This window comes from Paeniglutamicibacter quisquiliarum (assembly GCF_019084045.1).
Taxonomy (GTDB): domain Bacteria; phylum Actinomycetota; class Actinomycetes; order Actinomycetales; family Micrococcaceae; genus Paeniglutamicibacter; species Paeniglutamicibacter quisquiliarum.
The window spans coordinates 12,871-33,893 of record NZ_JAHRED010000016.1 but is presented as its reverse complement, the minus strand read 5'-3'; the positions used below and the strand labels follow the sequence as shown (position 1 = coordinate 33,893).

16 protein-coding genes are annotated in these 21,023 nt (G+C 60.5%); 11 read left to right on the top strand and 5 right to left on the bottom strand.

Annotated features, from left to right (window positions below; translation table 11 throughout):
* Nucleotides 1–50: 50 nt before the first annotated feature.
* From KRR55_RS19525 to KRR55_RS19515, 3 genes are all read left to right on the top strand, one after another.
* Complete coding sequence (locus KRR55_RS19525) at nt 51–1,922, top strand: APC family permease (protein WP_254456433.1); 1,872 nt, start codon at nt 51–53, stop codon at nt 1,920–1,922.
* Between the two features lie 346 nt (nt 1,923–2,268).
* Nucleotides 2,269–2,502 carry a hypothetical protein gene (locus KRR55_RS19520; protein ID WP_217390986.1) on the top strand — a complete coding sequence of 78 codons (234 nt, stop codon included), beginning with the start codon at nt 2,269–2,271 and terminating at the stop codon, nt 2,500–2,502.
* A 162-nt stretch (nt 2,503–2,664) separates the two neighbouring features.
* Nucleotides 2,665–3,087, top strand: coding sequence for an Hsp20/alpha crystallin family protein (locus tag KRR55_RS19515; protein WP_217390985.1), 423 nt, complete (start codon nt 2,665–2,667; stop codon nt 3,085–3,087).
* 1,005 nt (nt 3,088–4,092) lie between these two features.
* Here KRR55_RS19515 and KRR55_RS19510 read toward each other — a convergent pair.
* Entirely contained in the window at nt 4,093–4,755 is a 663-nt protein-coding gene (locus tag KRR55_RS19510; RefSeq protein ID WP_217390984.1) for a GntR family transcriptional regulator, read from the bottom strand.
* A gap of 116 nt (nt 4,756–4,871) precedes the next feature.
* Here KRR55_RS19510 and KRR55_RS19505 point away from each other — a divergent pair, with 116 nt between their 5' ends.
* Both KRR55_RS19505 and KRR55_RS19500 read left to right on the top strand, forming a co-directional pair.
* Complete coding sequence (locus KRR55_RS19505; RefSeq protein WP_217390983.1) at nt 4,872–5,528, top strand: flavin reductase family protein; 657 nt, start codon at nt 4,872–4,874, stop codon at nt 5,526–5,528.
* Nucleotides 5,525–6,853: an MFS transporter gene (locus tag KRR55_RS19500; RefSeq protein WP_217390982.1), complete on the top strand. Its 1,329-nt coding sequence runs from the start codon at nt 5,525–5,527 to the stop codon at nt 6,851–6,853. Before KRR55_RS19505 ends, KRR55_RS19500 begins: the two co-directional genes overlap by 4 nt.
* Before the next feature lie 405 nt (nt 6,854–7,258).
* Here KRR55_RS19500 and KRR55_RS19495 read toward each other — a convergent pair whose 3' ends face one another.
* The gene (locus KRR55_RS19495) at nt 7,259–7,831 is read right to left on the bottom strand and encodes a recombinase family protein (protein ID WP_217390981.1); all 573 of its coding nucleotides are present in this window, start codon (nt 7,829–7,831) and stop codon (nt 7,259–7,261) included.
* Nucleotides 7,832–8,040: 209 nt separating this feature from the next.
* Here KRR55_RS19495 and KRR55_RS19490 point away from each other — a divergent pair, with 209 nt between their 5' ends.
* Entirely contained in the window at nt 8,041–8,394 is a 354-nt protein-coding gene (locus KRR55_RS19490; protein WP_217390980.1) for a GNAT family N-acetyltransferase, read from the top strand.
* A 381-nt stretch (nt 8,395–8,775) separates the two neighbouring features.
* Here KRR55_RS19490 and KRR55_RS19485 read toward each other — a convergent pair whose 3' ends face one another.
* Together KRR55_RS19485 and KRR55_RS19480 are read right to left on the bottom strand one after the other, a co-directional pair.
* Nucleotides 8,776–9,015 carry a hypothetical protein gene (locus tag KRR55_RS19485; RefSeq protein ID WP_217390979.1) on the bottom strand — a complete coding sequence of 80 codons (240 nt, stop codon included), beginning with the start codon at nt 9,013–9,015 and terminating at the stop codon, nt 8,776–8,778.
* Between the two features lie 1,994 nt (nt 9,016–11,009).
* The gene (locus KRR55_RS19480) at nt 11,010–12,029 is read right to left on the bottom strand and encodes a hypothetical protein (protein WP_217390978.1); all 1,020 of its coding nucleotides are present in this window, start codon (nt 12,027–12,029) and stop codon (nt 11,010–11,012) included.
* Nucleotides 12,030–12,555: 526 nt separating this feature from the next.
* On the opposite strand from KRR55_RS19480, the gene KRR55_RS19475 reads away from it, so the two are divergent.
* Nucleotides 12,556–13,188 (top strand): hypothetical protein, encoded by a 633-nt coding sequence (locus tag KRR55_RS19475; RefSeq protein ID WP_217390977.1) that lies wholly within the window; start codon nt 12,556–12,558, stop codon nt 13,186–13,188.
* Between the two features lie 54 nt (nt 13,189–13,242).
* On the opposite strand, the gene KRR55_RS19470 is transcribed toward KRR55_RS19475, so the two are convergent.
* Nucleotides 13,243–13,809: a hypothetical protein gene (locus KRR55_RS19470; protein WP_217390976.1), complete on the bottom strand. Its 567-nt coding sequence runs from the start codon at nt 13,807–13,809 to the stop codon at nt 13,243–13,245.
* A gap of 180 nt (nt 13,810–13,989) precedes the next feature.
* Here KRR55_RS19470 and KRR55_RS19465 point away from each other — a divergent pair, with 180 nt between their 5' ends.
* From KRR55_RS19465 to KRR55_RS19450, 4 genes are all read left to right on the top strand, one after another.
* A complete protein-coding gene (locus tag KRR55_RS19465; RefSeq protein WP_217390975.1) occupies nt 13,990–14,532 on the top strand; it encodes a hypothetical protein in 543 nt (180 codons plus the stop codon).
* Entirely contained in the window at nt 14,421–15,980 is a 1,560-nt protein-coding gene (locus KRR55_RS19460) for a site-specific DNA-methyltransferase (RefSeq protein ID WP_217390994.1), read from the top strand. Before KRR55_RS19465 ends, KRR55_RS19460 begins: the two co-directional genes overlap by 112 nt.
* Nucleotides 15,977–18,571 carry a DEAD/DEAH box helicase gene (locus tag KRR55_RS19455; protein WP_217390974.1) on the top strand — a complete coding sequence of 865 codons (2,595 nt, stop codon included), beginning with the start codon at nt 15,977–15,979 and terminating at the stop codon, nt 18,569–18,571. Before KRR55_RS19460 ends, KRR55_RS19455 begins: the two co-directional genes overlap by 4 nt.
* A gap of 899 nt (nt 18,572–19,470) precedes the next feature.
* Entirely contained in the window at nt 19,471–20,382 is a 912-nt protein-coding gene (locus KRR55_RS19450; RefSeq protein WP_217390973.1) for a hypothetical protein, read from the top strand.
* Nucleotides 20,383–21,023 lie beyond the last annotated feature (641 nt).

The following is a 21,023-nucleotide window of genomic DNA, read 5'->3' as shown; positions in this document are numbered from 1 at the left end:
AGTATCGTGGGCAATAGCTTCACGAAATTGTGCCAGAAAAGAGGCCAATCTTGGGTGCCTCAACCGAGTCCTTTGTTCCCGAAAGCGTGCCGCGGCCCACCGGCCACCGCCCGCCGGCCACGCCGCTGGCCCGGTGGCTGCTTGAACGCCGGGTGCAGCCCCTGGGGCCGGCCAGCAGCGAGAACGAAGAGCAGCAGTATCCCTGGTGGAAGGTGATGTGCCTGACCGGCGTGGACTACTTCTCCACCCTTTCCTACCTCCCGGCCATCGCGGCGCTGGCCGCCGGCGCCCTCTCCCCCTTGGCGACGCTGCTGATCGTCATCCTGACCCTGGGCGGGATGTTGCCGATGTACCGCACGGTGGCGCAGGCAAGCCCGCACGGCCAAGGATCGATCGCCATGCTGGAAAAGCTCTTGCCGTTCTGGCGGGGCAAGGTCTTTGTCCTCATCCTGCTGGGCTTCGTGGCCACTTCCTGGATCATCACCATCACCCTTTCCGCCGCGGACGCCACCGTGCACCTGATGGAAAACCCGCACGTCCCCGCATTCCTGGACGGCCATGCCGTACTGCTGACCATTGTCCTGCTGCTTACCCTGGGCGCGGTCTTTCTCCTGGGATTCACCGAGGCCGTGGCCGTGGCCGTTCCCCTGGTTGCCCTGTTCCTGCTTGTGAACGCCGTGGTCATCGCCGATGGCCTCATCGGGATCTTCACCACGGCCGGTACCCTCCAGGTCTGGACAACCTCCCTGGCCGCCTCTTCCCCCGACGTGGGCAGCGCGATCGGTGCCGCGGTGCTGGTGTTCCCGCTGCTGGTCCTGGGCTTGTCCGGGTTCGAGACCGGGGTCAGCATGATGCCGCTGGTCGCCGCCCGGGGCCGCACGGCCAAAGGTCGCCTCGCTACCCGGATCCGCAACACCCGCAAGCTCCTCACCGCTGCGGCCTCCATCATGAGCCTGTACCTCTTGGGCAGCAGCTTCGTCACCGCCGTGCTGATCCCGCCCGAGGCGTTTACCGTGGGCGGGGCCGCCAACGGGCGCGCCCTGGCCTACCTCGCGCACGAGCGCCTTGGCGAGGGATTCGGCACCCTCTATGACTTCTGCACCGTCTTGATCCTGTGGTTCGCCGGGGCCTCCGCGCTGGCGGGGCTGATCAACATCGTGCCCCGGTACCTGCCGGCCTACGGCATGGCCCCGGAATGGAGCAGCGCGGTGCGCCCCGTCGTGCTGGTCTACATCGGTGTCAGCATCCTGATCACCTTCGCCTTCCGCGCCGACGTCAATGCCCAAGCCGGAGCCTACGCCACCGGCATCCTGGCCATGATGGTCTCCGCCTCGGTCGCGGTCACCATCGCTGCCTTCCGCAACCGCCACGGTGCCCCCGCCGTGGCGTTTGCCACGCTGACCCTGGTCCTGTTCTATGCCCTGGGTGCCAACATCCTCTCCAAGCCCGACGGCCTGTCAATCTCCGTGCTGTTCATCGCCGGCATCGTGGTCATCTCGCTGGTTTCCCGCGTCACCCGCACCACCGAGCTGCGCGCGGACCGAATTGAGTTCGATGAGACCGCCCGCCGCTTCATCCGCGAATCCCTGGAGTACGACGGACGCCTGGACCTCATCGCCCACAAGCCCGCGGCCACCGGCATCAGTGAATACACCACCAAGGAAGCCAGCCAACGCGGGATCAACCCGGTCCCCGGCAGCGCGGATGTCATGTTCCTGGAGATCCTGGTCAGTGACCCCTCCAGCTTCAGCAACACCCTGCGGGTCAAGGGCGTGCAGGTCGATGGCCACCGGATCCTGCGGGCACAGAGCCCCGCCTCCCCCAACGCGCTTGCCGCGGTCCTGTTGGCCTTGCGCGACGCAACCGGTGCCATCCCCAGGCCTACTTCGAATGGTCCGAAGGCAACCCGCTGCACCACCTGATGCGCTACCTGCTGCTGGGCGAGGGCGACACCGCTCCGGTGGTACGCGAAATCATCCGCAAGGCTGAACCGGACCCACAACGGCGCCCCGGGATCCACGTCGGCTGAGCGGTGCGTGATGCCCGCTTTGGTCTTGAGGTTCCGCACCCCCGGACCGTGCATGTTCCCGGAGCGGTGAAGCGTTCTTGGGTCAGCGACGAAGCGGCATGCCAGGACCGGAGCATGATAGCCAAAGGGACCGCCTCGATTGTCCCGATGCCTCAAGGACTCCCAGCGTGTTCCCCGGGCATACGAAGGAAGCGGATGATTCGAGCGGGATAGTGCGCAGCGGTCCCCGCCCGCGATAGATGTCCCGCGATTTCGGGTGGCCGGGCGGCATGGGTCCGCCCCGGATCCCGAAGGCAGCTGAACCTGCTCCGCTGACCCTTCCCGCCTTCGCGGCATCCCTCATGGTGCTGGAAGCCGCGCGCGGGCAAATGCAGCGACCCTCCCACGTCAAGCTCGGCCTGCTGAAGAACCAAGCAGCCTCCCGCAGCGCATCCCGGACCCGCGGCCCCGGGATGGATCCTCGAGGGGCGTGAAAGATGCGCCGACACGGGTGCTGGACCAACGCCTCCTTCCCGGAAAACGAGGTGAAAAAATGCCATTGCATCTCCATATCGCTGGTGCTATAAAAAATATGCACCCGCTGACGAAGTTCCGGCGGGGGCCGGAAACACGCACGACCACAAAGGAGAGGAACAATGTTGATGAGCACCGACCCGTTCCGCACCCTCGACAGGCTCGCCGAGCAGGTGTTTGGAACCACGGCCCGGCCCGCGGCGATGAGCATGGACGCTTGGCGCGAGGCGGATGTGTTCCACGTCGAATTCGACCTGCCGGGCGTGGACCCCGGCTCGATCGACCTGGATGTTGAGAACAACGTCGTCACGGTCAAGGCCGAACGCGGCGCCCTGGATGGAGGGAAGGAGATCCTCGCTGCCGAACGCCCCCGCGGGGTCTTCAGCCGGCAGCTGGTGCTGGGCGAGAACCTGGACACCGGGCACATCGAGGCCACCTACGACACCGGAGTGCTGCGTTTGCTGATCCCCGTTGCCGAGCACGCCAAACCACGCAAGATCGCCATCACCTCCAACGCGCAGGAGCAGCATTCGATCGACGCCTAGGTGCGTCGATTTCCCCAAACGGGAACGGCATCTTCCCCGCAGCCCTAACCCGTGGCTGCTGCCCCCTCGGGCCCGCCACGGAGCCGTACGCGCAACGCGAGGCCGGATCCCGATGCCGCTTCCCCCACGCGGTCCCCGCACCCCGGGGTGCGGGGACCGCCCCGTGCCGGAGCCGGTGCCGGACCCCGAGCCGCAGAAAAGGGCATCGCCATGAAGCCGCCGGATCCCTATGAGGCCCTGGGCTCCTCCCGGATGCGACCGCCCGGGAGATCCCCCCACGACGACCTCTCCCTGCTGCGGCGAGGCGTGCATGGGCACGGGCTCCGCACCGCGTGCCGGCCCCAGCTGGCGGTCGGCACGCCGCGCCGGTCCCAAGGTCGAGCACGCGGCTGAATCGCACGCGCCGGCTGAGGGCCACCCACCATCTGGACAGGGCCAGCGTGTCCTACTTGCCGATGCTTCACCGCGACACCCAACGGCGAAAGAGCCGACATTTACGAACTGTGAACCGCAACGGTAAATGGCGCTATTGCTGTGGCTGCAAGTGGCGCCCACTGGGGGGCGTCTCTCTTGAGGGCTCCGTCCAGCCTGTGGGTTGCAGGAATACGGCATCTGTCGCCCGGCCATTTATCGCTGCGATATCCCGGCCAATTAGCGCTGCGATTCACAATCCTGGGCGGACGGGTGCTGCGCGGCCGGTATCCTTCCGGGATCGAGCATGTGGCGTAGGCGCTGCGGACTCTCGACCAGGTGCTGCGCACCGCGATGAGCGATGTGACCCTTGCGCGTCCGAATTTCGGCCCGGGACGAACCTCGTTCACCGTCGCGCTGCGGGCTGCACGGGACCAAATCGTCCTCGCTTCACGCACCCGGATCCGTATGGTCAAACGCGCTACCTCGAATTACCGTGTCAAGGGCCGTGACATCGACCGGCGGACCAACCCCGCGAAACTGAGCACGATAATTTTGCCGCCGGCAGCGAACCCTTAACAGAATGGCGTTGCCTTAGGAGGTCGGGACCGTCCTGCTTCCAAGACGTGCCTTACGCGTCGCCACACCGAGGGCGGAGGCAACAAGATAGTCATTCAGCCGGATTGAGGCGTCGCTGGCCCCTTCGGAGTCTCGAGCCACGATGAAGTCCAGCAATTCTAGGTGCAACGCCTTGCCCGACGACACCTCTTCGCCTGGGTCCAGAACGTGGGCCAGCCAAAATCTTCTGGATAGTCCCTGCAGGGGCGTCATCGCATCAGCGAGATACTCGTTGTGGGAGGCTTCGCACAACAGCTGGTGGGTTTCCCTAACGGCTGCGACATAGGGCTGTAGCTCGGACATCTCAGCCATTTCCTCGGCCAGCACCCTGACACGCATCAACTCAACGTCAGTCGCACGCTCACACGCGAGGGCAACCGCCAGCGTTTCCATCGAACGCCTTACTTCTAGCCGGCGCAACTGATCCTCGACGGAATTTGTCGGTATTTCGATCCCCCGACCCGGTCGGATTCGCACGAGGTGGTCACGGTCCAAGCGCTGTACCGCTTCCCGCAGCGGGGTGCGGCCAATGCCGACTTCAGCAACCAGGTCGCTTTCAGTATGGAAAGCCCCCGGAGCCAGCTGCCCTGTCTCAATCATCTCTGCCAGCAGCACATATGCATCGTCGGCCTTTGTCATAACACTCCCCTTCAGTCCTCAGGATACACAATAGATGAGAAAATATCGTTGATATATTCCGTGTATATGCGCTACGCTGATCGAACATTTGTGAGTACGATCACACGGAGGTCACCTTGAAATACAATCCCGCGCACGAACCCAGCCCATTGCCGTTCTCGCCCTTCAAGAGCTGCACGGTGCCGCGTCCCATCGGTTGGCTCTCGAGCGTCAGCATGGACGGCGTAGAAAATATCGCACCTTATAGCCAGTGGCAGAACCTTACCTTTGATCCGCCCATGGTCATGTTTTCCGCCAATCAATACCCCGACGGGCGGCGGAAGGACACTGTCATCAATGCAGAAACCACCGGATGGTTCGTCTGGAACATGGCCACATACGCACTGCGCGAGGCAGTGAACAAGAGCGCAATGGCCCTGGACCCCGAAGAAAGCGAGTTCGATCATCTTGGGCTCACTCGGGCCTACGCCGACCATCATCCCGTGCCGATGGTGCAAGAAAGTCCGGTGAAGTTCGAGTGCAAGTACCATTCAACGCACCGAGTCCCCGGCAACAGCGCGGTCGGCACAGTCGACATCGTCTTCGCCACCGTCGAAACGATCCACATCGACGATGAGGTCATCACCGTCGACGGCCGCCTAGATATAGAAAAGATCGAGCCGATCGCCCGCCTCGGATATTTCGATTACACGGTGGTACGGGAAACCTTCGAGATGCGCGTTCCCGGCGCGGACGAAGACGCGCGCTTGGGATTGGAAGGACGAGTCGCATGAGCCAGCCCGGCATGATCCAGCGAAAGCAACAGGATCCGACGTCCAGCAAACAGCGCATCAAGGATCTGGTCGCGGTCAACTTCGGCAATTCGCTTGAGTGGTACGACTGGACCATATATTCGATTTTCGCGCCTTATTTTGCCGTCCAGTTTTTCCAGCCTGAGAATGCAGCCTCTGCACTGCTGGCAACTCTTGCGGTTTTCGCGGTCGGTTTCATCACTCGACCCCTCGGCGGGTTCCTCTTCGGTGCCTATGCGGACCGCGTAGGTCGCCGCAAAAGCCTGACTCTCGCGATGATGTTGACCGCCGTTGGCAGTCTAGTAATCGCCGTCGCGCCGACCTATGGATCCATTGGTCTCGGCGCGTCGGCAATTCTGCTCCTCGCTAGGCTGGTGCAGGGCGTTGCCCACGGTGGGGAGATGGGCACTTCCATCACCTACCTCGTAGAGCGTGCACCACGCGGACGCCGGGCCTTCTTCGGTAGCACCTCGTGGTTCAGCGTCGTTTTGGGAACGATCCTTGCCACTTTGACAGGACTTGTACTGACCACGCTCCTGTCTGAATCTGATGTGCGTGAATGGGGTTGGCGCGTCGCTTTCGGTATTGGCGGCGTACTAGGCCTCTACGCCCTGCACCTTCGCCGCAGCCTGACCGAGACCGATGCCTTCGAGGAAGCCTCCAAGTCCGCCGACGCACGCGTGGACAGCACAAGCATCGAGACCCGCAAGCCACGCCTGTTGCACCATTGGAAGGCGATCCTCGTCGTCTTCGGCCTCTCGGCGGGCGGTTCGATCATGTTCTACACATGGCTCATCTTCATGCCAACGTACGCCCAGCTCCAGTATGGACAGGACAGCTCCAGCGCCCTCACTGCAAGCCTTATCGCTCAGGTCTACTTCCTCGGCGCCGTCTTGCTGGCGGGATGGCTCGGGGATCGTATCGGGCGCAAGCCGATGGTCATTGCCTTCGGCATCGCGTTCGTCGCACTGACCATCCCGATCCATTCTCTCGTGGACGGTAGTTTTGCTGGTCTGCTCACGGCCTTACTTGCCTCGCTCACGGTTCTGGCCCTGCTCTTCGGCGTCAATGGCGCCATCTGGGCCGAGGTCTTCCCCACCAGCGTGCGCGCCGCCGGTGTCGCGGGTCCACTTTCTCTGGCCACTGCCATCTTCGGCGGCACCGCCCCCTACATTAACGCCGCCTTGTCACAAAGCGGCCATCAAGACTGGTTCCTTTACTACCTCATCGGTGTCGCCATGATTACCCTAGTGACCGGCATCCTCATGAAGGAGACGAAGGACAGCAACCTGATCCGCGAAACCTAACGGCCAGATCCGTTCCGGCGGTTCCGGCAACCCCCAGGAAAGGCCCGAATCCTGTTCAACCCACAGGACTCGGGCCGCTTCTGATTCAACATACGATGCCCCACCCAAACAAGGGGAGCAGATATCAGTCAACTTTTCAGTGAAATGAACTCGTTGCTGTGTATTAGGAACGCCCATAAGCGAGACCCCAGCATGCTCAGAAATAGTGTGCGGATCGCGATGCTAAACGTTGTATCCGCATTGGCGCAATTTCTTATTCACGGTCTTTAACGTTGCACCCCAGAGTCGCGCAGGCCCTGCCCCTGATACTGAGTCACTCCCCTACCTCAAATGCAGCACCTACAGCCGTAGCCATGCAGCACTTATCTAGCCAGTCACCAGGCAAGAGTCCAGTGAACAGGCCTCTTACACGGTGGGCTGTTCCGCTCGTCGCAGGTACTGGTACACCGTTTCCCGGCTCAGCCCGTAGTCCCGGGCAAGCTGAGCCTTGGGGATCCCGGCGGCCGCCCGGGCCACCAGCTCGGCCACCTGCTCCGGGTCCAGGGCACGCTTGCGCCCCTTGTAGACCCCGCGGGTCTTCGCCAGGGCAATGCCTTCGCGTTGGCGTTCCTTGATAAGGGACCGTTCGAATTCGGCGAAGGCCCCCATGACCGAGAGCATCAGGTTCGCCATCGGGGAGTCCTCCCCCGTGAACACCAGACCTTCCTTGGCGAACTCGACCCTGGCACCCTTGCCGGTCAGGGTTTGCACCACCGAGCGCAGGTCATCGAGGTTTCGGGCCAGCCTGTCCATGGAATGCACTACGACGGTATCCCCCGCCCGGGCGAACCTGATCAACTCATCAAGCTTCGGTCGCTGTGTGTTTTTTCCCGAGGCATGGTCGGTAAACACCTGGTCCAGGGTCTGGCCTTCGAGCTGGCGCTGGTCGTTCTGGTCCAGCATGCTGACCCGCACGTACCCAATTCGCTGTCCACCCACGAACCCACCCAATATTTTCGAAGATCACGGTTATCTGTCAGGTTAGAGTCTAAGAGGGTCGAGATCGATTGTCCATAATTATGAAATGGAACCCTAATCTGACAACCCTACAAAATGATCTCCTGACGTCAGGTTGTGGTATACCCCAGAATGACAAGCGGTAATCATGGATCTTGTTTTGCTTAATGCTGCCCTGCCATAATTCGAGCATGGACGACATCATTATTCGCTGGGTGGGGGAAACACCGACCGATGCATGGGGCCAGCTGGCGGCATTCACCAAGGACGGGAGCATTGTCGGCCAGGCGACCTACAAACGCTGGGAGCACAAACCCGAGTTCACCTACCTCAGCGGCTTCTTCGTCGACAACGAGTACCGGAAGCATGGCCTGGCAACGGACATGATGCATAAGATCTTCGAGCGTCTCGGTCGCAACCGTCCATACATGGTGACGCTGTCCGGAAACCTGGACCGTCACTTCATGCAGGCCATCGCCGCCGAGAACGATGCGCCCAAGCTTTTCGAGATGCTTGAGGACCGCTCATACAAGCCGATGAACTAACGATGCCCCTGGGGTTCTGTGCTTGGCCCCGGACCAACGGCACTTGCCTTCGCCAAGGAAACGGCTACCGCTTCACCACTGGTTGGAGGTGAAGTATTAGCAACGCCCCCCTCATGGGTCGAGGCCAGTGAGTCCCAATTACGCTGTCGGCGCCCTCCCGAGATCCCCATGCCGACAGACATGTCCCACCAAACGTCCGGTCCGGCCTTCCCTGCACCGGATATCACGAGACATCTTGTTGAGACCACGTTGTCTATGGATTTGATCGCTAAGTGGCGGCGTTCCGTGATCGCTGCAAACGCACCCGGCCCGGAAGCCCCTCCGCTTGTGAGGGTCCAGCCGTGAAATCCGGGGTGGTTGGCACCCCAGGATTTCACGGGATTAGTACCAGTTTTTTCGCGGTGCGTGTTTTTGGCCGCGTGGATTCGTCCGGTTGTGGACGCGTGCGGTGCGTAACCCTTCACTTTGTGAATCATTGCCCACGGCTTCGTTGCGGAGAATCTGCCCGATGACGGTTTGGCTCAGCTCAAATTCCTTGGCGAGTTGAACCCTGCTGATTCCTGCTGCAAACCGTTTCCGGATTTCAGCAGCTTTCTCAGCTGTGAAGGGAGGTGTGGTCATGAAAACTTCCTATCCGGCGTAGGTGCGGCACTCAATGTCAGCTAATCGGCGTTCTGACGCCCTCAAATTGTTTGGGGGGTTGGGTTGGTGGCCAACCATAACCAAAAGTGGCTAGGATCGGCCACCGGCCCCCGTTCCGCTAATGATGCGGCTGGAAAGACGGGATCGATTTCTGGCAGTTCCTCGACAGTTACCGGCGTGGATTTGATCGCTAAGTGGAGGCGTTCCGTGATCGCTGCATAACGCACCCCGCCAGGAAGCCCATCCGCTTCAACCAGCTCTAAACCAGCTCTAAACCATCATCGACGATGTCATCGAAGCGGCTGCAAGCATCCTCGTCATCGGCAACTAACGACAACAGAAAACCTTCACGAGCGCCGAAATCCACATTTCACGCCATTGCTACCCAAACCCGAACCCTATGGGGAAGCACTCACGAGCGGCAGAGGGACACCCGAGGAGGCAAGGGGTGGGTTCTTGGATAGTGTCAGCTCCGGTTCCTGCCCCGGTGGCGCGCAACTGGTGAGCGACGCCAACTTTGGCAAGAACGGAAAGGGGCGGGCTGGTGATGAAAACGGATTCATCACCAGCCCGCCCAATGGGGTGTTGCTTTACTGCTGTGGCCGTCTCAAGCTGTCCTACGGCCCGGTACTGCAGGTACTTCCCGGTGTTGCTGGTACTGCTGTGGTCGTCTCAAGCTGTCCGGCGACCACTCCCTCCGGGTACTGCTTTACTGATTTACTGCTGGTGTTGCCGGTTTTGCTGCGACCGTCTCAAGCTGTCCGACGGCCGGGTACTGCTGTACTGCTGTACTGCTGGTACTTCTGTAGTGCCGGGGTTGCTGGTCCTGCTGTACTGCTGCGGCCGTCCCAAGCTGTCCGACGACCACGCGCTCCGGCTACTGCTTTACTGCTGGTACTTCTGTAGTGCCGGGGTTGCTGGTCCTGCTGTACTGCTGCGGCCGTCTCAAGCGGTCCGACGACCACGCGCTCCGGCTACTGCTTTACTGCTTTGCTGCCGGGGTTGCTGGTCCTGCTGTACTGCTGCGGCCGTCTCAAGCGGTCCGACGACCACGCCGTCCGGCTACTGCTTTACTGCATTTACTGCTGTACTGCTTTGCTGCCGGGGTTGCTGGTCCTGCTGTACTGCTGCGGTCGTCTCAAGCGGTCCGACGACCACGCCCTCCGGCTACTGCTGTACTGCGGTGGCCGTCTCAAGCTGTCCGACGGCCGGGTACTGCTGCTACTGCTTTACTGCTGGTACTTCATTACTGCGGTGGCCGTCTCAAGCTGTCCGACGGCCAGGTACTGCTGTGCGGGTTTCCCCAAAGGAAGCAACTGCAGCTTCCTCAACCTGGGGGGGGTAATTCGTTCTTCCCACCCGCATGCCAAGAAATATAGTAGTGCTTCGAGAGAAAATCAAATCCCCAGGTTTCCGGGGTTTTTGGAGGGGTTGGGCACTCGTCCACACGAGGTCGCTGGCTTGCGGGATGGTCCCTTCGGGATGCCCGGGGGTGGCCAGGCTGTAGCGGCCCCACCGGGCAGATCCTGTTGGCCGGCCGGTGGCGGGCCCCGGGACGAGGAGCTGTCGATCACGATCGTCGGATTGCCACACGCGAACATCCGCACCAAGGCATTCTGTTCCACGGTACCGACCCGCGCACAACCAATACCGGCTAAACCCACTCCCCCGGGTCTTATCAACGGTTGGATTTCACCTGCCTTGAGAAATAGGACACGAGACACAATGTTGAGAATTTTGGTTTCCCCGAAATTCGGCGGTTCACCGCACTTCGATTTCGGCGTGGAGACACGCGGGCCAGCATCCCATCATCGGATCCATTGATGCGAATATAAATCCATCAGCCCACCGTTGACAGCTCCGCGTTTGTATTCAGTCAAACTGTCACAATGAAAAGTCGACCATCCAGCCGCTGGGGGTGGATTGTTCATGGCTAGGGATCAAAGCGTCCATCCCTAGCCGGTTGGAGGTTCTTATGTCTCCAGAAAAGCACCGGTCCAGGGGTCATCAGATATGGTTCCGGGAGGAAACTCTATCCAGTTAGGTTCTGTCACCCCGCCGCCAACACTAAAGATCTTCCAACCGATCCCAGCGTAAAAGACCAACGTTATGATCTGAGCCTGAATCTCGATGGCCTCGGCGCCCTGAGACGGATTCGTTGTCTCTTCTTCACGGACGAGCCGGATATAAGCCACTTGAGGCGCCGGAAACCAGGCATGTGCTGCCATGCCATAATCATCCAGGTCTTTACCCATTGACTGAATCATAACGTCATCGAGAACGTCCCAGCCGTGGGCCTTTTCCGCAAGTAACGGTGATAATTCAGCACGAGTGATCGGCGGTTCCTCGCGCCGGATGAGGTTGTGGAAATCCAAAGCGGCCCAAATCGGATTGAAAGTATTGGTGGGGTCGCCAAGCTGACGCATTCCTTCGGTGTCGTCTGGCTTAGGTTCGTTTCCCTCAGCGCTTTGCTCACCGAGCTTCCCATCAAAGTCGCGATTCCAGCGGACTTCATTGACATCCGTAAAGGCGAGTTTTGCAACCGGGTCCGAGGGGAGCTGCAGGCCTCCTCCAAAACCTAGCAGTCCTAGGGAAATGTCCCAGGAACGATGGTGCCGGGAAGGAAGAACCGGAATTGAGTGAGGAACCGCCAACGGTCCAATCTGAACAACGGGCCTTCCAATACCAACCAATACCTGGACATTGAAGACAGGCTCGTTACTCTCGTTGGCAAGGTGCAGGGTTCCCCGTCGCAAATAGTGCGTGCCATCAGCGGAAGGTTCGTGTGTTGTTTCAATCCACGCAGATACCAATGACGCGGTACTGATCCGGTCCGACTGCTTTCTCTGTTTCCGCTCCGAAGCAAGAGCCGCCTCTGCTCTGCGGGCTCTCAAACCTTCAAACAGGGCTAGAAAAATCGCTATCGTAACCGCACCGACGGTTCCAAACGCCTGCCATGCATCCCACCAGTCCGCTCCCCACACATCAGGCATATTTTCCCTTTCGCTGCGGGTATCTCCCCATGACGTTCACAATATCGGCTGGCTGGGTTCCTCAACTCCGGACCGAAGTGCGGTTGCCTTGGAAAGTCCGAAGGCGTCACCCACTATTCTCCGTATGGCTATCCTCTTTCATACGTTTACCCGGGCATCATCAGGAAACAACTGAACGTGTGGCCCCGCCAAATACTACGGGCCACTTGAGAACAAGGAGCACTGCCACTGCTGGGCTGATGGATTCCAGTTCCAGTCCTGCGTGGTCCATTAAGCTCATCGTTCAGTAGGACCCGACATAATCAAGCGTCGCTTGAAGGGTTAATAAGGTCTGCCCGGTTCTCTGCGAAGTCGCGTGCCGCCCAAGGACGGCGCGACGGCCACCGGACTGAGCCAGGCCGCCATTAAACAGGGCCGGCGTGGGGAGATACGCCAGGAGATGATGGGCCCGCACATCACGCCGCACTGGAGGGAAGTGCTGAAGGTGAAGGCCGGCTGAAAGTCAGTCGATCGCTATTGTGGGTCTATGTCCTCACAAAAACATTCATTTCTCGTCCAGGCAATGTGGGGGCTCGGCGGGCTCACCCTTGGTGCCTCCCTCGCTTTGTTGGTGCTTAAGAACTGGACCCCCGACTGGGTTGGCGCGACAGGGACATGGTTCGGCGCTGTCGCTACGGTCCTGACGCTTCTATGGGCTGTCAGGAGTTTTCGTTCCGACCAGGCAGAACGGGAGCTCACACGTATCGCTGAACACGAACGAGAAGCAGAAGCGCTGATGCAACGAGCTCGTGGTGAATTCATCGAAGCCAGCAACGTGTCCATCGCTCTGCGAGGCGGCGCGGGCCACGGGTCAGACCCCAACATGATGATGACAAGCATCCAAGTCAGAATTCAAAACCATTCCAAGCACGACGCTGTCATTAAACTCTTCACCTTCGACGAACTACTGAAGTCCCGAAGAGAACTACCCACAGGCGTCCACATCCTGGCTGGAACGACCTTTTCTGAAACTTATGAAATCATTGCGGTGCCCGCCAAACAGGATGAACTCAGTGAAGGAGCGGTATCACGATTTTCGGCCAACATGTCATATCGCCTCGACGGCCGCGATTGGCGCCGTAGCTCAGATGATAGTCCGGTGGCGAGGGCCAATTCTTAGTTCACGTAGTATCAAGCTTTTGGCATGGGGCCGGGTTCTCGGTAGGTGTGCCGATCACTCTCCCGGTCTTCCTTCGCGTCGGCTTGCCAGGGTCCGCCGCTTTCGTAGAATTGGTGCCATGGAAACGGAAATCAGTGTTTCCTTCTCAAACTCGACGTTCCTGAGCATCTGATCGCCGTGCTCAAAATCAGTCCTCAATCCTGGTCTGCTGTGTGGATCGAGGTAGTTCGTTGCTGTTTTGAGTGATTCCAATAGCTGACTGCCTGCTGCACTGATGTGTTTGTTAGCGGTGAGGCTGAGCCGCAGGAGCTTTGCTTGTGCTTCAGCCCAATCACTCGTCGCTTTGGCCGCAAACGAATCATTCTGTTCCTGGGAAAGTTTGTACTCGACAGCGGGCATGTGAATGGTCTGGAGCCCATCTTTGATGGCGGTAGATAGGACGACGATCTCGGCCACCTCTGACATCATTTTCGCTGTCCGGGTGAGGTGCCTTTCCCAGGCTTGCATACCGAAGGTGATCAGCCCACCAACTACGACACCACCAAGCCCGATGACTGCCGGTATGTATTGTGCCCAGTCGATAGCATTCTCGGCGGCCAAATCGAGTTGTAGATGTAGCATCCGCTTATCCTAGGTTGCGTTCGCTCATGACTGGGCAGAATATGTGCAGTGAAGTCCTACTCGACGCGCTTAAATACTGCGACATTGGCCCCAGCAACCCAATGTTTAATGGGTGCCCATACCTTTTGCTGATAGAAATAAGACTGGTGTCCGTCCGCGCGGCGATTTTCTAGGAGTGTCATGTCCAAAAGCATGTTCGAGGTCTACTTGAACGAGGTGACGGACGAAGGGCTCCGAGCAAGGTTGAAGGCCGAGTTCGAGCGCACCACCAAGAAATTCGGTCTCGTCTTTGAACGGCACTCTCCCGAAGGCATCCGGATGCCCCAGGCGCCGGTGCGCCGAGGTCGCACAGCCATCCGCGAAGCCGACGGCACCTTCCACAAGGTCCGAGCCATCAGCGGCGACTCTGTGACTCTCGCGGACGAGCACGGAAACGTTGTCGAAGAGAAGCTCTCGAACGTCACCGCTGCTCGGCAGTTCGGTGAAGTGGTCTTTCCCGGTCTGAAGACCGTGGGTTCCGTACGCACCGGCAACCCGGAAGATCCTGCCCATGTGGTGATCAACGGAGAGAACTTCCACGCCCTCGAAATGCTTGGATACACGCACCCTGAATCGGTGGACTTGATTTACATCGACCGCCGTATAACACCGGCAACAAGACGTGGCAGTACAACGACCACTACGTCGCGGAGCAGGACAGCTTCAGGCACTCGAAGTGGCTGAGCTTCATGGAACGCCGGCTGACGCTGGCCAAGAAACTCCTGAAGACGACCGGGGTTATCATCGTGGCCATCGGGGACGATGAGCACCACCGTTTACGGATGCTCATGGACGAGATTTTTGGGTCCAACAACTTTATCTCTGATGTGGTTTGGCAAGGTGGTCGCAAGAACGATTCACGCTACGTTTCAAACGGCGCCGATTACATGCTGATCTACTCCAAGGATGAGGCATCGACCACCGCCTCCGGGATCAGGTGGCGTGAAGAACGACCAGGAGCAGAGACCGTGCTTGCGGCCGGCACCGAAGCTTGGAATGAATCGGGACAAGGCCCGGATACCGCTACCGCATTGCTCCGGAAGTGGTTCTCATCGCTTCCCAAAGACCATCCAGCAAAAAGGGATGGGAACTACAACTACAACCGCATTGACGCCCAAGGGCGGGTGTTCTACGCAAACGATCTCAGAAGCCCCAGCCCGCGGCCGAACCTCCAGTATGACCTCTTACACCCCGTAACTGGCGAAGTCACCATGCGCCATCCCAATGGGTGGGCATACTCCCGCGAGTCTATGGACGCCCTCATCGAAGAGGGCAATATCTGGTTCGATACGGATAACACCCGCCTTCCACGACTCAAAAAATATCTCGATGAGCAGGGTTTTCAAGTGGCTATGTCGATATTCGACAAAGATCGCCGCGCTTCTTCTCGACACCTTCAATCAGTGTTCCGCGACAAACGGTTCCCGTTCCCGAAAGACCATGAAGTTCTGATGCGTTGGATTCGCCTGATCGCGCCAAAGGACTCGATCGTGCTCGACTTCTTCGGCGGCTCGGGAACAACCGCCGAGGCCGTCATCCGGCTCAACGCCGAGGACCAGGGGACACGTCAGTGCATCTTGGTCACCAACAACGAGCTTTCGGCCAAGGACGACGCCGCGCTGCGAAAAGCCGGCCATCAGCCAGGCTCAGCCGAGTACGAAGCGAAGGGCGTGTTCCACCACGTCACCAAGCCGCGCATCGAAACAGTCGTGACCGGGGTGCGCCAAGACGGATCGGCATACTCCGACGGCCTCCCGGCCAACGTGGAGTTCCTGGATCTCGCCTACCTGGAAGAGAGCCGGGTTCACGCAGCTCTGGAGTACGAGAGCCTCGCGCCGTTGTTCTGGCTGAAGTCTGGCGCGGTTGGGTCCGTGGTGCAGCGCACCGAGGACACCCAGGACTATGAATGGAACGAAGAGTCGTCGATGGCTGTGCTGTTCAATGCGGGCAAAGCCGCCGAATTGGCCGAGCTGTTGGCCACCAAGCCCAACCAGGTCAAACACGTTTTCATCATCACCGATTCTCCCGAGCAGGGCGACCTTGCCGGGGAGGCATTCGGGGACGAGATCACCGTTCAGCCCATCTACGGCTCCTACCTTGACGCCTTCCAGATCAACCGGAGCGATTCGTGAAATTCACCCTTGCCGACTACCAGGCCGACGTTGTAGGGGAAACCCTCAACGAAATCAGCATCGCCAAGCAAAGACTCCGCTCCAACAGTGAGCGCAAGACGGCGATCGGCATCAGTGCCCCGACCGGTGCCGGGAAGACCGTGATTGCCTCGGCGGTTCTGGAGGGCTTGTTCTTCGGAATCGGGGACGCCGATCCGAGCCCGGAAACCACGATCCTGTGGCTGACGGACGACGCGGAGCTCAACGAGCAGTCCCGCAAGAAGATCCAGGCCTCTTCGGACCGAATCAACATGAACATGCTCCGGACCGTTGAATCAGACTTCGACCAGGCAGAATTCAGCCCCGGACTCATCTACTTCCTAAACGTCCAAAAGCTCGGAACCGGCGCCAAGCGCCACATCCAGACCGGCGACGGGCGCAGGTATTCGCTATGGGAGACCATCGGCAACACCATCAAGCAGCGCGGCAGCGGCTTCATCATCCTGGTCGACGAGGCCCACCGGGGAGCCACGGACCGGAGCCGGCCAACGATTCTGCGCCGCATCCTTGACGGGGCCACCATCGAGGTGCCGGGAGGCAACGACACGTTCCGCACAATCGTGAACCCGCCGGCCCCCATTGTCATCGGGTTGTCGGCAACGCCCAAGAAATTTGAGGAGGCCATGCGCGGCGCCTCCGGCCGTTCCCTGGTGCAGGTCGTGGCCGATGTCCAGAAGGTGCGGGCCTCGGGCCTTATCAAGGAGCGCATCAACGTCAGCTACGCGGTGGATGACCAGCCCAGCGATGACACCCTGATTCGCCAGGCCGTGGCCGACCTGGACCGTTCCGACCGGCAATGGCAGCAGTGGGCCCGTGCCACCGGTGCGTCGTCCTACCCTGTGCCGCTTCTGGCGATCCAGGTCCCGGATATGACGACGGACGCCAAGATCGGCGAAATCGTCCAAACCCTCACCGACGCCTCCGACGCCTTTGACGACGCGGATTCCGTGGCCCACTCGTTCGGCGATCACGCACCCATCACAACCACCACCTGGCTCAGCGGCGTCCAGATGCCCAGGGTGGTCCAGTACATTGCCCCCACCTCGATCTCGCAGTCGGGGAACCTGCGCGCGGTGATCTTCAAGCAAGCGTTGACCACCGGCTGGGACTGCCCCCGCGCCGAGGTCATGGTGTCCCTGCGCACCGCCCAGGAGCACACGCAGATCGCCCAGCTCATTGGCCGCATGGTGCGCAACCCGCTGGCCAAGAACATCGAAGAACCCGAATTCGACGACCTCAACGCCGTTGACCTGTACCTGCCGCACTTCAACAAGGTGGAAGTGGCGATGGTCGTGAAATCCTTCATGGATTCGGCGGACATCGAGGTCCCGGTGCAGCTGAATCCCAAGCGCATGACGCGAAACCCGGAGGTCCCCGCAGCGGTCTGGGACGCCATCGGCGGATTGACACGGGAGCAGAAGCCGGTGCGCCGGTTCACCTCGAACGTGAACCGTCTGGTGCGCCTGGGCACCTTGTTGGACAACTCCGGATTTGAGCACCCCGGTGGATCGTCCTACACCCAGGAATCTCGCGACGTGGTCGTGGAGACCCTCGCTTCGGTGTTCAGCCAGCACCGTGTGGCGATCGACAAGGTTGCCGAATCAATGCTCGAAGTGAGCTTTCAAACGGACACGTTCTACCAGCACAGCGGTGCCAACACCGGGACCATCTCGCGTACGGCTGCCACCAGCCAGAAGAACCTGCGCCAGCTCCTGGAGGAGGCCAAACGACGGCTCCCCGATGCCGCCGCGGCCTGGTACAGCACCTCCTTGGTCATTGCCGGGGACTTGGAATGGAATGAAGTGGTCGTGCGGACCGTTGCCCTGGCGCGGTCCGGCGAGGCCCGCGAAGCCTTGGAGGCCCAGTGCGGCGCGCGGGTGGAGTGCTGGCGACGGAACACAGCCGGTTCGGTGGCACGCCTGAAACCGACGCAACGCCAGGAATTCGAGACCATCTTCGCCCCCATCGGATCGGCATTGGTCAGCACCCTCGGGATGCCCGAGACCATCTCCCAAAAGACGGAGATCCTGAACAAGGACACCGGCCTGGTCGAGGCCCTGCCGCTGTATGCAGGGCACCTCTACGCGCTGCCCGAGAGCAAGCTGTTCCCCGAAACCTTCACCGGCTGGGAGGAAAGCGTCCTTGAAGCCGAGCAGGCCTCCGGCACGCTGCTGGGCTGGTACAGGAACCCCGTGGGCGGCAGCCACGCGCTGTCCGTGCACTACCTGGACTCAGAAGTGTCCAAGAACCTCTACCCGGACTTCCTGTTCTTCCACGACAATGGCGAAGGCGGGGTGGCCATCGACTTGGTGGACCCGCACAACCACTCATTGGCTGACACGTCCCCGAAGTGGACGGCCCTGGCCCGGTACGTCCGTGAACACGATGGTGACTTCCGTCGGGCCTCGATTGTCATCAAGGACACCGGGGGGGCCCTGCTGGCGATCCAACTTTCCGGCCAAACCGGGGACGGCCTGGAGAAGAAGTTGGCCGGCGCGACATCCAAGGAAGCCATTGAGCAACTGTTCCGCGAGGTGGGTGGAGCGTACTAGTGGCGGAATGCAGCCACGTGAGATGCGTGGATTCCACGACACATTGGAGGCAATCGTACAAATGTCTCATTAGAGGCTGCGGGTCGCCACCTATGATTTAGATGCCGTGAGACCGCTCCTCGAAAACCACTTCTCGTTGGTAGTTCGCGACTTCCTGCCTCGTCTGGGAGACAGCTACTGCGCTCATCAGACGATGCTGCGACAAGACACCAGGCGTTCGCGTGACCAGGCCGACTTCAGATAGCACTCTCCCTAAGAACTGAGCACCGGGTCCAGAAGGCCAAGGCCCCCGAAGAGTGCTGTAGATTCGGTCACCTCGGGGACAAGGCGAGTACCGCTGAGGTGGCGTCAAGCGGTCCGCCGGCCCCGCGCGCCAACGGACATTGCGTCGGGGCCGATCCCGACCCTGCCACGGTGGCCCGTCCAGAGGGGCTCGACCAGGTGAGGATTTGGGTTCCGTGGGGGCACTGCCGTCCCATCGCGCTCTGCCCAACTGTACGAGGGCTGGAAGTAAGGGCGTCAGCGCCTCGGTAACGGGACTCAACACCGTAGGCGGCCAGGAAGGGCGGTGCTGACGGAAAGGCCCTCACGAGGCGTCTGGAAGGCCGCTGAGGGCTACTCGAACAGACTTTCGCAGAGACACCTGTGGCGTGTGGTACAATTGAAAGTGGTCAGCAGTGTTTAAACACTTTTACCCCACTGGCTTCCTTCAAGCGAAGGAGTCCCGAGCAGGGTGAGTATCGTTGGAACCGATATCTCAGCTTACTCCGGGATAGGCGCCAAAGTCCAACCGGACCAAGGTGCGCGCCACGCAGCCCCAGTGCTGCATTGCGTTACCCACGCGCACAGTGTGCATGGGCTATACCCGGGCCAATAGGCCAGGAGATAGGAGGGCCATCATGGCCTACCTCAGTAATGCCTTCGGGCTCCCCCCAAGCGTCCCCTTCGTAGATGTGGACGTTGATCACGACAATAGGATCTTTGTGGATCCGAGCGCCATCAGGAATGGCTCGTGCCGATACTCCCTCCAGGCAGACGCCCGCCTCATTTCTTTCTTCGAGGAAGTGTTGCATTGGCGCCGCAGCCCGGACCTGGTGGAGCGGAGCCGCGGTTTGGACACTCTCCAGCGCATGAGGGAACCCGGCCAAACCAGGCTGGGTTATTCGGCTCGCGGGACAGACGGGAAGGGGTTCGGCAAGGGCCTCGGGCAGACGCTCTGGGATGCGCTTGGCGATCCCGTCTGTTCCGATAAGGCGCTGCACCGCATCGAACATCTCCCACTCTTCCTCGAGGGCGTGGGCAAGGACCTGATCTCTGACATGGTCACCCGCATTGTGATGGACATCCTCGTGGATTTCACTCAGGAGATGATGGTCAGCTACCCCCAGCTGGCCCGTGAGACCTCCATCGAAGCGATCATGCTCTGGGATCCCAACACCTTGGCGTGGATCGAGCGAGACGTGAAGCTTCCCTACATCGGAGGGAAGCAACTGATCCTGCTTCCACTTGGCTGGGTCAGCGACAAACTCCTCATGAGCGACCGGCCGTACTACAACCGGTACACGACCAGGCAGGAACAGCTCGACCTGACGACCTACGACCGCGACGGCAAGCGAGACCGTCCGACCAAGGAAGCGATCAAAGCGGACCACCCGGAGGTCAGGACCTTCAATCGAAACCGGACCGTTCAGGACCTCGGCAAGGTCGCGCACATCAGGCTCTACCAGCGGGAAGTGGACGAGAAATTCACTCCCATGGATGCGGCTCGGATCCGTGAGCACCTGAACAAGGAACTGGACCAGGCCAGCTAGCACCACTTCGACGGACTAGGGGACGGCGCGAGCGCGCCGTCCCCCTGAACCGGTCACTTGTAGGTGAAACTTCTACGGCGCTAAGGAACCACCGTCGGCGGAACTGGTGGATCACACGCTCCGGCGCGAGGCCCCCTCCCCCCACCGCGGGCACCCTCACCTGCTGCAGCAAGAACGACCGCACCGCGTGCTACGCACTCTGACGCTCCACCTACCCGGTGGCCGTCGCCGCCTACACCCACGACCAGCTCACCATCCCCGACCGGGTGCTGGCGCCGGCCAAGGACCAACTCATTGCTACCCTCGACGCGTTCCCGGACGACACGGATAGATCAAAATCCCGAAGCGTTGGAGCAGTCTTGTAGGGTGTGCCACATCTGCCCCAGTGGCAGGGGCACCCCGGAAAGGGGGTGAAACATGGGCAAATCATCGAAGCCTTCCAAGGCGGCGCTGTCCAAGGCGGGAGCGAAACTCGCCTCGAATTCCTCGAGCAAGCCGGCCAAGTCCCAGGCGGGATCCACGCTCGGCAAGGGCTAGGAACCAAGCCAGCAGTGGTGGGTGCCCGGATCGGGGCACCCACCACTATGGGCGCAAAAACGTGGGTTCCCGCGATTCCCACACTTCAATCGCCGATAACCGCA